Source organism: Acinetobacter sp. SFA, from assembly GCF_001647535.1.
In the GTDB taxonomy this organism is placed as follows: Bacteria; Pseudomonadota; Gammaproteobacteria; order Pseudomonadales; family Moraxellaceae; genus Acinetobacter; species Acinetobacter pecorum.
Window position 1 is genome coordinate 203,159 of the sequence record NZ_LSZI01000017.1, and the last position, 14,138, is coordinate 217,296.

10 protein-coding genes and 1 pseudogene are annotated in these 14,138 nt (G+C 45.5%); 4 read left to right on the forward strand and 7 right to left on the reverse strand.

All coding sequences use genetic code 11. The features are described from left to right. Positions 1–4: 4 nt before the first annotated feature. Positions 5–640, reverse strand: a complete 636-nt coding sequence (locus AY607_RS09405; RefSeq protein WP_064094534.1) for a ComF family protein — start codon at positions 638–640, stop codon at positions 5–7. Then, a complete protein-coding gene (gene recG / locus AY607_RS09410; RefSeq protein WP_064102402.1) occupies positions 627–2,672 on the reverse strand; it encodes an ATP-dependent DNA helicase RecG in 2,046 nt (681 codons plus the stop codon). Before recG ends, AY607_RS09405 begins: the two co-directional genes overlap by 14 nt. Positions 2,673–2,705: 33 nt before the next feature. Between recG and AY607_RS09415 the strand changes: the two genes are divergently transcribed. Beyond that, entirely contained in the window at positions 2,706–3,521 is an 816-nt protein-coding gene (locus AY607_RS09415; protein WP_064102403.1) for an NAD(P)H-binding protein, read from the forward strand. A gap of 237 nt (positions 3,522–3,758) precedes the next feature. On the opposite strand, the gene plsB is transcribed toward AY607_RS09415, so the two are convergent. Further along, positions 3,759–6,326: a glycerol-3-phosphate 1-O-acyltransferase PlsB gene (gene plsB / locus AY607_RS09420; RefSeq protein ID WP_064094531.1), complete on the reverse strand. Its 2,568-nt coding sequence runs from the start codon at positions 6,324–6,326 to the stop codon at positions 3,759–3,761. A 283-nt stretch (positions 6,327–6,609) separates the two neighbouring features. Between plsB and AY607_RS09425 the strand changes: the two genes are divergently transcribed. After that, the gene (locus AY607_RS09425; RefSeq protein ID WP_064094530.1) at positions 6,610–7,482 is read left to right on the forward strand and encodes an acyl-CoA thioesterase; all 873 of its coding nucleotides are present in this window, start codon (positions 6,610–6,612) and stop codon (positions 7,480–7,482) included. Between the two features lie 179 nt (positions 7,483–7,661). Beyond that, positions 7,662–8,909 carry a dicarboxylate/amino acid:cation symporter gene (locus AY607_RS09430; protein ID WP_064102404.1) on the forward strand — a complete coding sequence of 416 codons (1,248 nt, stop codon included), beginning with the start codon at positions 7,662–7,664 and terminating at the stop codon, positions 8,907–8,909. 271 nt (positions 8,910–9,180) lie between these two features. Here the strand turns inward: AY607_RS09430 and yihA are convergent. The 4 genes and pseudogenes from yihA to AY607_RS09450 all read right to left on the reverse strand — a co-directional run. Next, positions 9,181–9,957, reverse strand: a pseudogene (yihA, locus tag AY607_RS09435) (ribosome biogenesis GTP-binding protein YihA/YsxC); the annotation flags it as partial. Positions 9,958–10,062: 105 nt separating this feature from the next. Then, on the reverse strand, positions 10,063–10,503 hold the full coding sequence (locus tag AY607_RS09440) for an RrF2 family transcriptional regulator (RefSeq protein WP_064094527.1): 441 nt from the start codon (positions 10,501–10,503) through the stop codon (positions 10,063–10,065). Positions 10,504–10,600: 97 nt separating this feature from the next. Next, positions 10,601–11,362, reverse strand: a complete 762-nt coding sequence (locus AY607_RS09445; RefSeq protein ID WP_064094526.1) for a globin domain-containing protein — start codon at positions 11,360–11,362, stop codon at positions 10,601–10,603. Positions 11,363–11,943: 581 nt separating this feature from the next. Next, on the reverse strand, positions 11,944–13,146 hold the full coding sequence (locus AY607_RS09450) for a PLP-dependent transferase (RefSeq protein WP_064102405.1): 1,203 nt from the start codon (positions 13,144–13,146) through the stop codon (positions 11,944–11,946). A 163-nt stretch (positions 13,147–13,309) separates the two neighbouring features. On the opposite strand from AY607_RS09450, the gene AY607_RS09455 reads away from it, so the two are divergent. Next, complete coding sequence (locus tag AY607_RS09455) at positions 13,310–14,044, forward strand: type 1 glutamine amidotransferase (protein ID WP_064102406.1); 735 nt, start codon at positions 13,310–13,312, stop codon at positions 14,042–14,044. Positions 14,045–14,138: the final 94 nt, after the last annotated feature.

The window sequence follows — 14,138 nt, forward strand, 5'->3', positions numbered from 1 at the left end:
ATGTTCAGATTCCCGCACCGGCCAGACAGGCCGCATAAATTTTTTGACAACCCAGTTGTTCAAGTGTTTGGCTGAGTGCCCGGATCGAGCTGCCAGTCGTGACGACATCATCGATAATCAGCACCCGACGATACCGCAGCTTGGAAATGGTGCTGATCTGGAATTGTGACTGGATATCTTCAATTCGCTCCAGCCGGCTTAGGCCCTTTTGCGAGTGTTGTTTTAGTCGTCGAACAGGTTGCCAGATGGGTGCATTCAACTGTTTTGCCACATGTTTGGCCAGTACCAGAGATTGATTATAACCGCGCTCGGCCAGACGCTCATTCGAGATCGGCATCGGTACTATCGCACTGACTTTAGGCAGGTCTAAACTTAACAGCGCACCTGCCAGTAAATTTTGCAAATGCAGTTTCTGTTCATATTTAAACAGTTGAATCAAACGATCCATCGGATAGGCATAGTCGCAGGCAATCTGGAACTGCATTTCCTGCCGTTGAATGGTTTGATGTGCCCAGGGTAATTGTCGCCAGCAATCTTCACAGACTGAATGAATGGACTGATAATCGGTCAGGCAGAGCTGACAGGGCTGTAAGCGGGTGAGCCAGGATTTTCCGTGTTGCAGTAATTTAAACATAGGCATAGCGCGGTGCTTCCGGTAGCCAGCGTTGCAATAATGCTTCGGCCTGATCAGGATAATCCTTGAGCATCTGCTGGGCCACATAATGTGCCTGATTGAGCAGGTGATCATCACGTTCCAGTTTGGCCACACGGAAATTCATGTCGCCAGTCTGCTTGGTTCCAAGCAGTTCACCTGGGCCACGCAATTCCAGGTCTTTCTCGGCAATCATGAAACCATCATTGGTTTCGCGCATGATTCTTAAACGTTCCTGACCATTTTGCGACAGCGGATGTTTATACAGTAGGGCACAGAAGCTGGCTTTGGCGCCACGACCGACCCGACCACGTAGCTGATGCAGTTGAGATAAGCCCAGACGTTCAGCATTTTCAATCACCATAATGGAGGCATTGGGTACATCGACGCCGACTTCAATCACGGTGGTGGCAATCAGGAGCTGTAATTCATTATTTTTAAACTGCTGCATTACCGCCTGTTTTTCATCGGCTTTCATCTTGCCATGTACCAGTCCGATATTCAGCGCAGGAAAGCGCTCGCGAATTTCAGTGAAAGTGGCTTCTGCGGCTTGGGCATCTAAAGTTTCGGACTGTTCTACCAGTGTACACACCCAATATGCCTGCTTGCCTTCACCACAGTTGCTGGCAATCCGTTGCAAGACTTCTTCGCGCCGGTCTAATGGAATGGTCACGGTCTGAATCGGGGTACGGCCCGGCGGCAGCTCGTCAATCACAGAGGTATCCAGATCACCATAGGCAGACATAGCCAGTGTGCGTGGAATTGGAGTCGCAGTCATCACCAGTTGATGCGGTGACATACCATCCAGACCTTTATTTCTGAGTGCAAGGCGCTGATCCACACCAAAGCGGTGCTGTTCATCAATAATCACCAGACCCAGTTTGGCAAACTCGACATTCTCCTGAAACAGGGCATGAGTCCCGATGACCAGATGGGCACTTCCGTCCCGAATCAGCTGTTCTGTTGCTGCGCGCGCTTTACCTTTCTGCTTGCCGGACAACCAGGCTACATTTAAGCCTAAAGGTTCAAACCAGCGTTTAAAGTTGAGATAATGCTGCTCGGCCAGAATCTCGGTCGGTGCCATTAATGCTACTTGCCAGCCTTCTTCCAGGGCATGGCAGGCCGCTATAGCAGCAACCAAAGTTTTGCCGGCACCGACATCGCCTTGCACCAGACGCAACATCGGTTTATTGGTTCTTAAATCCTGTGCAATTTCTCTGGATACACGTTTTTGCGCACCGGTCATTTCAAAAGCCAGACTGGCCAGTAACCGTTTGGCATAGGTCTGACTTGGCGCAAATGAAGGCGCTTCGACCTGCTGGATGAAGGCCCGACGTGTCAATAGGCTGATCTGATGCGCTACCAGCTCTTCAAAGATCAGGCGCTGCTGTGCAGGATGTGAGCCTTGTGCGAGCTGCAGCATATTGGCATTGACTGGCGGGTGATGGATATATTCCAGTGCCTGTTTCAGCGCATAACCATTGCTAAATTTTGCTGGCAGCAATTCAGGCAGATGATCGCTGTATTGAGCCAAGGCCTGCTGAATATAGTCCCGTATTTTTGGCTGGGTCAGGCCTTCAGTCGCAGGGTAAATCGCCGTGAGCTGGGTTTGAGGTAAAGGTGTGTCCTCAGTAATGACTTGCAATTCGGGATGATACATTTCCAGACCGCGCGCACCTACCCGCACTTCACCAAAAATTCTTAAACGGTTACCCAGTTTGCAGCGGTCGGTAATGCCTTTATAAATATGATAAAAACGTAAAGTGACTTTGCCAAAATCATCATCTAGCAGCACAGCCATGGATTTGCGTTTGCCAGGTGGAAAATCCACGCCTTTAACGATACCTTCCAGCAGATAGCTGCGTCCCACGCTCAATTGATTCATGGGGATGATCGTGCTACGGTCTTCATAGTCACGTGGTAGATGAAAAAGCAAATCATCAGTATTGAAGATATTTAGTTTTTCGAGTAATGCGGCGGCGGCATTGCCAACGCCTTGTAACTGATGGACTGCAGCCATGTCCCCTCAACCAGATTTGTGATTCGGTGCTCAATGCATATTTTATTTATCGGTTATGGTAAAACATCCCGACGTGTGGCTAAACAACTATTTGAGCAAGGTCATCAAATTAGCACAATTAGCCAGAGTCCCAAAACAGATTCATTCGCAACTCATCTGATTCAGGATGTGCATCAACTGGATTTAACAGCAATTACACCAATTGACTGGGTCTATGTATTACTTAGTCCAAAACAAAGTACGGTTGAAGGTTATCAGCAGACTTATCTGGATTCGGTTCAACCTATTGTGGCTGCCTTGAAACAGCATCCGGTGAAACGGATTGTAGTGGTGTCATCGACACGAGTGTGTGGTCAAAATTCCGGTGGAATCGTAGATGACGAAACTGAAATTCACCCAATTGATGCTCAGGGCAAAATCTTGCAGCAGATGGAGCAGGCTTATCTAAAAGCTTATCTTGAGCAATGTACGATTATCCGTCCAAGCGGGATTTACGGCGCTTCAGTTGCACGTCTGCAAAAAATGGCCACCTCGATGACGAGTTATCCGAATCTGCACTGGTCTAACCGGATTCACATTGAAGATTTATCACGTTTCTTATCACAGATGATTCACGTGGAACATCCTGAAAAGTCTTATATTGCCACCAACAATGATCCAAAATTATTGCATGAAATATTGCAATGGTTCCAACGGCAGATGGGGCTTCCTTTGCTTAAGGTGGAAAGTGAGCAGGTGACAGGTAAGAAACTTTATGCGACCCGAATGCAAAAAATGGGATTTGAGTTAGAGCATCCAGATTGTTATGAGGATTATTTGGAGTTGATGGGGAAAAATAACCCTTCCTAACTTCCCTTTTTAAAGGGAGGAATTCCCCTCCTTTTCAAAGGAGGGGTTAGGGGAGGATTTTATCTAAAACCAACTCTCCCTAATCCTCACTTGCGCTTCGTTTTAAAAGCCGTGCTTTAAAACTCGCTCAGGAGAGGGAATGCTATATTTAAATAATGGCATTAGCTTCTCAGTTTTCACTTCTTATAAATTCTTAAATAAAAAAGAGAGGCCTTAGCCTCTCTTTTTTATTTAATCTTACTTCTTTTTCCGCTTCGCACGTTTCTTGGCTTGTTCAGCCGCAACTGCATCCAGGGCTTCTTTAAGTTCTTCATCGGTAAAGGCGGTAATGTGATGCAGCATCTGCAATTTCACTTCGTCCAATACCAGATCGGCATATTTCGCTACATTGGCCAGCTGTTCATCAAAGACAATCGCATTGTCTTCATTGGTGCACAGATAACCTTTCTGGGTTAATACTTTAATAAAGCTCTGGAACAGGGCTTTATCGAAGAACTCAGGCGAATTGAACTCATACAATACAGACAGACGCTGACCAACCAGATAGCTCAGCTCTTCCACCTGGCGAGTCGAAATATTGCCTGAACCACGTTGGGTAATCAGTGCCAAAGTCATGTAATAACGTTCCAGACTTTGGGTCACTGGGGCAGCCAGAACTTCGAGCTGATGATGCGCTTCAGTATTCGGTGCAGGTGCAATCAGGTTTTCGCCATCTTGCGTGATCAGTTTTGAAGAAATCAGGTTGTCAATATGGGCATTGACCTGATCCTGAATCTCATCTTCATGCCATTTTAAAAATAGCTCAGCTTTGAGGAAAGGATATAGGGTGCTGCTGATATTGACCACATCATGACGGCGGATGGTGCCGTTATGTTCAGTCAGGGCTGCAATCAGGGATGGCAATATAAAAGTATGCACAATATTATTACGGAAATAGGTCAGCAGAACCGCCTGATTATCTTCAATCGCAATAATATCGCCCAGTACATGCTTCACCCGTTTGATCAGTTTCAGCTTCATCGCATAGGCAATTATTTCTTTGCCTGACAGCGGTGTAACCTGCATGCGTTCATCATAAGGCAGAGCGGTGAGCAAGGTGCGATAAGTATCCAGCTGTTTGATACAGATTTCTTCATCCAGCGTATGTTTTGGCGTGGCCAGCAAGATTAAAGATAATAACGATACCGGATTGATCACGACTGCACTGTTAATATTTTCCAGAATAGCCTGTGCAGAGCTATTCACCGCGTCAGAAACCGCTTGTGGAACCGGATCATCGTTCTTTTCGATCTTGATATTTTCTGCACCATGCTGTTTCAGGATATCATCCAGAAATACCGGTTTACCGAAGTTCAGGTGCACCTTGCCAAAAATGCGTTCAATTTTGCGCAGGGTTTTCAAAATACCAAAAATAGACTCGGCTTCTTTTGGCTTACCACTCATTTCACCGACATAGGTACCACCTTCCATTAGGCGTTCATAGCCGATATAGGTCGGTACAAATACAATCGGTTTGGACTTGCCACGTAAATGACCATGCACGGTCATTGCCAGCATCCCGGTTTTTGGCGGTAGCAAACGACCGGTACGTGAACGGCCACCTTCAATAAAGTATTCTAGCGGGGTATTACGTGACAGGACGCTATACAGATATTCCTTAAAGACCGTGGTATAGAGCGCGTTGCCGCGGAAGGTACGGCGAATAAAGAAAGCACCGCCACCGCGTAAAATCTGGCCGACAAAAGGCATATTCAGGTTATCGCCCGCTGCGATGTAAGGCACCATCAAACCACGGCGATAGATCACATAAGACAATAACAGATAGTCAATATGACTGCGGTGACAGGGGGTATAGACAATTTCATAATCCTTGGCCAGTTCACGCACGGTACTGAAATTATGGACTTCCACGCCGTCATAAAGCTGGGTCCATAAGCGGGTCAGGGCTTTGTCGGCAAAACGTACGGTAGAATGAGAATAATCGGAAACGATTTCGTTCAGATAACCGATGGCACGACGTTCGGATTCCAGCATCGAGGTTTTACTACGGATACTGTCATTGCGAATCGCCGCCTGTACATCTGGTGACTTGATCAGACCATGCATCACATTACGGCGGTCGGACAGATCCGGCCCGAGAATGACTTCACGCTGACCATCTAGATAATCATTTAAAGTGCTGACAATATAGGTTGCCGGCGCGGAATTTGGATGCGTCTCTTTGGCAAAGTTAATCAATGCGCGTAAAGACTGCGGTTCATGGAACTCTAAATAAGACTGGCGACCATGCAGGCCGATATTGACCAGTTGCTTGACCCGGCTCGGTGTAGACCAGGTATCGGTAAACAGCAGCTTAAACCAGGAATCTTCTTTTTCAGGCTCGCGTCCCCAAAGTACTGTTACCGGAACCAGTTCGACATCCAGCTCAGGATGCTGTTCCAGAACCTCAATCAGGCGTAACAGACGTGGCGGAAAAGCATGCGGGGGAGAACTCAACAGGTTGTTTTCATCATGATGCTGCAAAAACAGCAACGATGCTTTTTCCTTGTGGTTACCCAGTTGCATGGGATCAAGTGCAGCCGGTAATTTTAAACGGCGCGTTTCTGCATCGACCACGAGGGCATTACTACGTGAATGGTTCTGTAAAACGTAGCAGACCAGCTTTTGCGATTCTGCTGTAGTCTGATCAGATTCAGGTGCTGTCACTTCACTTGGTACTTCCCCAAGAATATGAGGGGTAACCACAAGATCAAGTAGTTTACTTGAAAGCTTGCGATACATTTGACCAAAGCCATTCTTGGACATAGCTGCTCCTAATTTTACTGACCAAAACCACAGGGCTTCTGAGGGGATTTATTTTGCGGGTTTCTAAGATGAAACGATATATCTTTTTTTAACAACTTCAACAGAAGTAGTTCAATTTTAGCGTGAAAGTAGATGCTTTTCCTAGTGACTTATGACATGAGTATGACAGAACAGTCATGCAATCTTTAGAGTTTCAGTCTGATTTTGTGGCAGAATATTCCAGATCAATTGTTTAAATCTGTTTTTCCATTTTGGGATATCTCCAATATTACGTAGGTTACTTATGAATGCCTTAACACAGGAACTGGTCGAGCTGCTCAGCTTAGAAAAGTTAGAAGAAAACATTTTCCGGGGAATCAGCCGGAATCTGGTGGGCAAGCGTGTGTTCGGTGGACAGGTTTTAGGGCAGGCATTACGCGCCGCATCTTATACCACAGACCGTCCGGCTCACTCATTACATGCCTATTTTTTGTTTGGCGGAGATGTCAACGCACCGATTATCTATGAAGTAGACCGTATCCGTGACGGCAAGAGCTTTGTCAGCCGTCAAGTACGTGCCATTCAGCATGGCCGTACCATTTTTATGTGTATGGTGTCTTTCGCTCCACAGGAAGAAGGTCTGAACTATCAGATTTCAGAGCCCGAGTATCCACCGGCAGAAAGCCTGAAAAATGAAGCAGAACTTACCCGGCAGATTATCGAGTTTATTCCGGAAAATGTACGGGCCACCTTTACACGTGATCGTCATGTCGAAATTCGTCCGGTCAATCCGCAGAATCCGTTCCAGCCGCAACCTGAAGCACCTTCTTATGCGCACTATATCCGTACCCACGGCCAGATTGCCACAGAGGTGGATGATATTTCCCTGCATCAGGCCATCGCCGCTTTCTATTCTGACTTTACTCTGATGACGACTGCACTGCGCCCCCATGGTCTGAGTTATCTTTCACCAAGTTTGCAATGTGCCAGTATTGACCATGCCATGTACTTCCATAGACCGTTTCGGGTGGATGAATGGATGCTATATGATATGGATGCGACTCAAAGTGCCAGTTCACGTGGCCTGAACTTTGGCCGGATGTGGCAAAATGGCGAACTGGTCTGTAGTACGACTCAGGAAGGCCTGATCCGTTTGCGTGAAATCGAAACACAATAATGGTTATTCTTGTTCAACAAACCGAATGTTCAGATTCGTTTTTTTTTGTTTTTTTAAGTAGCATATAAATGGCTATTTAATGTCATGTTTTCATGACCTGTTTATAAAATACTACTCGATTCTATAGAACACGCATGGCATAGTGCGGCTTAAGATCAATATTAAAAATGCATGAAAAGATGAGTTTAAATACGCAAATTTTAATTGCCGCCGTACTGGGGGTGCTGTTTGGATTCCTGCTGACGACATTTCCACAAAGCACGTTTTTTGATATCGGCCTGTACGGGGTTGGAATTGCCAGCAGTCTTTTCATTGGGCTGCTTAAAATGATTTTGATCCCTCTTATTTTTACTTCAATCGTGGTCGGGGTGTCGAATCTGCAGGCCGGTGGACAGTTGAGTCGAACCTGGAAAATCACCCTGATGTGCTGTGTGACAACCACTTCATTGGCGCTCATTTTAGGTCTGACCTGTGCCCATCTGTTTAATGTCGGTAAGGGTGTTGATGTACTGATGTTCCAGGATGCCATGGCGCAACATCAAACACCGGATACCCTGACACCTTCATCTTTCTTTACCAATTTTATTCAGAATACCCTGATCAATCCGTTCAAAGCTTTTGCGGATGGCAACGTTTTGGCAGTGGTGATTTTCGCCTTGTTTATCGGTGTGGCGCTAGTGGCAGGTGGAGACAGCTTCCGTACCGTACGCAAACTGAGTCTCCAGTTTTTTGACATCATGATGTTGATGATTGGCTGGATCATGAAATTGGCACCGCTCGGAATTTTTGCACTACTTGCCAAGCTGATCGCTACTGAAGATATTTCTGTACTGAGTCGTCTGGCTGAATTTGCTGCAGTGGTCACAGGTACCACAGTTTTCCATGGTCTTGTGGTCTTGCCTCTATTGCTGTGGGTTTTCGGCAAGATGGATCCCATCACGTTCTTTAAGGGTACTAGAGCCGCCCTGATTACTGCATTTGCCACCAGTTCCAGTTCGGCTACCATGCCCTTGTCGATGAAATGCGCACAGGAAAATTTAGGGGTACGGCCCCAGACTGCAGGTTTTGTGATTCCACTGGGTACCCAGTTAAATATGGATGGCACGGCACTCTATGAAGCGGCAGCAGCCTTGTTTATCGCCAACTTAATGGGGCTGGATCTCAGTCTGGGACAGCAGTTGGTGGTCTGTGCCACGGCGATGATTGCATCCTTGGGTGCGCCGGGAATTCCGAGTGCCGGTATGGTGACCATGATCATGGTCTTGCAGTCGGTCGGTTTGCCTGCCGAGGCGATAGCCATTTTGTTACCGATCGACCGCTTGCTCGATACTGTACGCACAGTCGTGAATGTTCAGGGTGATATGATGATCAGTGTCGTGGTGGATCGATATACACGTGAACCCGATCTTCAAGCAGCAGACTGCTAAAGCATTTAAAAATAAAAAAAAGCAGGCCATTGGTCTGCTTTTTATAAGGGAAGTTTTAATAAATCAAGAATGATCCCAGACAATTCTGATGAGATGGTTAATCTTCAGAATGCTTGTTCTGATTCAGTTCATCTGCTGCTTTAAGCTCAGATGGATCCTGCTCAAGCAGTTCAAGCGGCTCTTCAGCTTCATTTAAAGCATGCATCGATACTTCAGCAACATGCTCCAAATCAGATTCACTAAGCTCGAGTTCTTCAAGGGGTTCATCCGATTCATTGAAATCATGGATTGATGCTTCCGGAATGCTGTCCAGATCATATTGAGAGGCTTGATCTAAAGTAAAGTTCAAACGGCCACCCATGACGCTGGCCAGTTCTTCCAGACCCTGTTTATTCATTGATGAGAACAGTTGAATCGAGAAATCCAGCTTCATCTTTTTCAATGCCGCTTTGACTTCCTGCAAGGCTTTGGACGCAGGACCACGATTCAGTTTATCTGACTTGGTTAACAAGACATGTACGAACAACTGGCGGGAATAGGCCCATTCCAGCATCATCACATCGAAGTGTTGCAGTGGATGGCGAATGTCCATCAGCAGCACCAGGCCTTGTAAACTCTGGCGATGAATCAGGTAATTTTCCAGTTCTTTTTGCCAGACCAGTTTCATTTTTTCAGGTACAGCTGCATAACCATAACCGGGTAAGTCGACCAGACGCTGATCTGGATTGCCCAGGCTAAAAAAATTGATCATCTGGGTGCGGCCAGGTTTTTTGGATGCGCGTGCCAACTGTTTCTGGTTGGTCAGGGCATTAATCGCACTGGATTTCCCTGCATTCGAGCGACCAGCAAAAGCAATTTCATAGCCAGTATCTTCTACACAAAGACTAAGTTTGGGCGCACTCATTAAAAATTCGGCTTTACGTAGCCAGTTGAGTGAGCGCACAGCATATTCAGTAATGGCAGAATCAACTTTTTTCTCGTAGCTGATCTTTTGCTTAGGCGCATGAGCTGTCTTACTGTTTTTGGATTTTCCTCTGCTGTGGTGCATAACTCAACTTCAATAAATGATCTACAAAGAAGCATTATAAAGGAAGTCGCACAGGCAAGCGAACATTGCCGCAAGAATAACTCATAAGATGTGAACTGAAAGACTTTAAAGATTAATCAGGCCGATCGGGGACTTTGAACTAAAGCGTGCATCTTTGGGTAGAACAACATCTTGAAGCGTATATTGATCCAGACTGTGATAAAACTGATCGACTGCAGTATCTAAAATACCTTTCAAACCGCAAGTTGGACGTAATACGCAGGGGGGATTATTGCATTCCACTACATTGCTGTCGTGTTGCAGAATCCGCACAATCTGTCCTAGCTGAAGGTTCAGGCTGGCTGGATTTAAACGTATGCCACCCCCTTTACCACGGGTAGTAATCAGCCAGTCCTGTTTTGCCATAAAGTGCACGATTTTCATGGCATGGTTTTGCGAAACCTGTAGGCGCTCGGCTAGTTCTGCAATGGTATAGGGGAAGTCACGTGGCTGTGCGACATACATCAGGATTCGAAGCGCATAGTCAGTGAATTTATTGAGTTGCATAAGTTCAACAGCTAGAAAATGAAAGAATTGAATGCTAAAAGCTCCACGAATGGAGCTTTTAATCAGGATCTGATGTTAGTCTAAACCGTTTTTGACATTAAAGCTTGAGCGGGGCAGACACTTCGACGATATCACCCACCTGATAATGGTCAATCAGTGTTTGTGCCACTGAAAACGCGGTTGGGTTTTCTTCAGCTTTCACAGTAATCTGATATTGTCCACTTTGAGCCTGATCAAAGCTGAACTGCTGTGGCTGGCGAATGTTCTGTTCAGGCACCTGTACTCGTACTGAAATATGTTCACCTGCGTCCGCACTTGCAATCGCTGCACCATCTTTAGCTTTGAGTGTAAAGATTTTACCTGCATCCGTATCATTGACTGCTGCCACTTCAAATTCGCGCCAGCCGGCCCAGCCACCATTTTCAGAAGCTAGAGTGGCATATTTGGATTTTTCTACACCAATCAGGATATCAGCCAGTTGCATATATGCTTCTTTCCAGGCTGCAATCAGCTCGGAGTCCATGGGTACATCTAAAACTTCGCTGATCGAATGTAACAGATTTTCACCGACAATCGCATATTGATCTGGCTGAATATCCAGACTGACATGTTTGGTGGTAATACGTTCGATGGCTTTGGCCAAAACACCCGGGTTGGTGATGTTCTCGGCATAGGCCAAGACTGCCGCAGCCAGGGCACGTGGTTGACGACCGGTACTTTGATGATCCATGTTGAAGGTGTTTTTCAACTCAGGATGGTTGTTCAGCATGCGGTTATAGAAATATGTAGTAAGTGCTACGCCGTTTTCACGTAAAACAGGAACAGTCGCTTGTACAAGTTCAATATGTTGTGGATTCATGGGAGCTGTCTGCAGTTGTTTTTAAAAGATGTATTTAAATTACATCTTTTAAAAAAGCTTTACAATAGTGTCACTCCATAAAACCCTATAAAAATTATGGAATATAAAAATATTCCATAAGAAGTGTGATAATGATCGGAAAATAGAGGGTTATGTGCGCCTGAAAAGGGGGTTAAGTAAACCTTGGATAATTTTCTGTTTCGTTCTTCTTCTGTCCAGACTATAGGCAGCACTTGTGGTCAACGTGCCGATAATATCTAAAGTTATTTCTCTACCTTGCTTGGCTGTATGTTCTTCAGCTTGTTGGGTTGTTTAGATGCCAGCATTAGCAAGCTCATTGCAGAAATCGGAAGGCGAATGGAGTGGTTTTTTTGCATCAGATCTATCCCAGATCGGCACTGGCATGGGTACACCAATTCAAAAAACTCTCTGCCAATACTTTTAAACACGGGAGCTTTACGATACCGGTGGTGCCTGCAATCAAGCCAGGTCGCTGGGCAAATGATGATTACAGAACATCGTCGGTATCCTATCTGGAATAGTTTTAGCAATAACAGCTGATCTATCCATAGATCTTTCTATTATTCATGTTTAAGTTTTTTCATTTGTTCCAAGGCGTGCTGGATATCCTGAATCAAGTCTTTCGGGTGTTCCAGACCAATACAGAATCGCACCAGTAAGCCGTCTTTTAGGTGGGAATGTTGCAGCACGCGCATGTCATTTAAGTTATATAACATGACCAGACTGACAGGACCACCCCAGCTAAAGCCAAGCTTGAACAGGCTTAAACTGTCACAGAAATTCCGGATATCCTGTATTGTGTATTTGCTGTCAAAGATTACACTGACCAGACCGGCACTATGCGCTTGCCTGCAAATTTCTTTCCAGTATGGATGGCCTGCGCTGTCAGAATCAGCAGGATGCAATACCTGTATAAGCTCAGTTTGCTGTTTAAGCCAGTCCAAAATAGTGAGACAACTTTGTGACTGATGTTCATAGCGCAGTTGCATAGACGCCAGACTGCGTTGTACCTGAGCCACATCATCCCCAGAAACACTAATGCCTTGAAGGGCATGCGCACGGAACAGTTGGTTATGCAAGACTTTATCTCGTGTGACCACTGAGCCCATCAGGATGTCGCCACCACCGCTTGGATATTTGGTCAGTGCATGTACCGTAATATCTACACTTAAATGTTCATGACCAAAATCAAAGGCATTAAAAGCCAGACCTGCACCCCAGGTATTATCCAGTGCAGTCACCATATTATGCGCCTGCGCCTTTTTCACCAAACCGGTCAAATCTGGGAATTCCAGGGTCACTGAGCCGGCAGCCTCGAGCCAGATCAGTTTGGCGTTATCTGTAGGCTGAAAAGTTTCAATCTCTATCGGATTATAGACTTTAACCGTAATTCCATAACGCTTCTCCAGATTGCGTAAATGTTCCATGTTTGGGCCATAGATGTTGTCAGCTACCCAAACCTCATCCCCCTGGCTTAAAAAACAGGAATTCACCAGATTAATCGCAGATAAACCGCTCGGTGCGAGCAGATGATACAAGCCACCTTCGAGTTGGGCGATATTGTCGCCAAGAGTAAACGTAGTGGGTGTGCCATGCGTGCCATAACTATAATCATACTCATCGCTCCAATGGCGATTAAACAGGGCATCGGTATTGTTAAAAATTATGGTCGATGCACGATAGAGGGGAGGCTGGATGGTTGAAATTAATTGAGGGGCCTTTCGTGGTGCATGAATCAGGCGAGTTTGAGAGTCTTGTTTCACGTGAATGCGCTCAAATGTAATCAAATATTACTCTAGCTTAAGAGAATCTGTGACTCACTGCCAGTTACGTTATGAATTGTTTAAAAACAGCAGGGGTAGAAAAAACTTGGCTTCATTTTTGCAAAAGCTAAAGCCATATAGCTAAAAAAATAGGTTGAGGAGCATGAAGTCGCATTTAAAAGTGCATTATTTTCAGCATATTGCTGGTGAAGGTTTCGGTAGTTGTTATGAGTTTTTGAAGCAGCATCAGGCGCAAATTACCGCGACTGAATTTTTTGCTTTACCTGTAGACCCACCTCTGGAGATCGAGGCATTGCCTGCGGTAGAAGAGGTGGATTTGCTGATCATTATGGGCGGGACCATGAGTGTGAATGATGAAGCAAATTTCCCTTGGTTAAAAATAGAAAAACGCTGGTTGCGTCGCTATCTTTCACACGGTAAACCGGCAATTGGCCTGTGCCTGGGTGGGCAGTTGATTGCAAATGCCCTGGGTGCAGGCGTTAGCCGCAATCCGGAGCAGGAATTGGGGTGGACCACGGTGCAGAGGGTAGTCAATCTGCCGGAATCGTGTTTTAGCTTGCCGGAGCAGTTCAATATTCTACAGTGGCATAATGAAACTTTTGAACTGCCCAAAGGTGCAATCCATCTGGCAGAAAATGAAGCCTGTCGTAATCAGATGTATCAACTGGGCAGAAATGTATTGGGTTTCCAGTTTCATCCAGAAATTACACCCGAAACACTCGAATTGTTTTTGGAAAATGAGGAAGAGCTGGGGCAATTTTCAGGAAGATATGTACAAAACTTGGTTGAGCTAAAAAAAACCCCAAAACAGAAATTTATTGAAGGAAATCATATATTAAACCGTGCGATAGAATATGTTCTGGCAAAAACTGCCTGATATTCAATCAATAAGCCATTATTTAAGTCATCAATTTAAAACTTGGATAAAACCATAAAAGAGATTTGCTTATGCAATAAACAATGGCTATAAT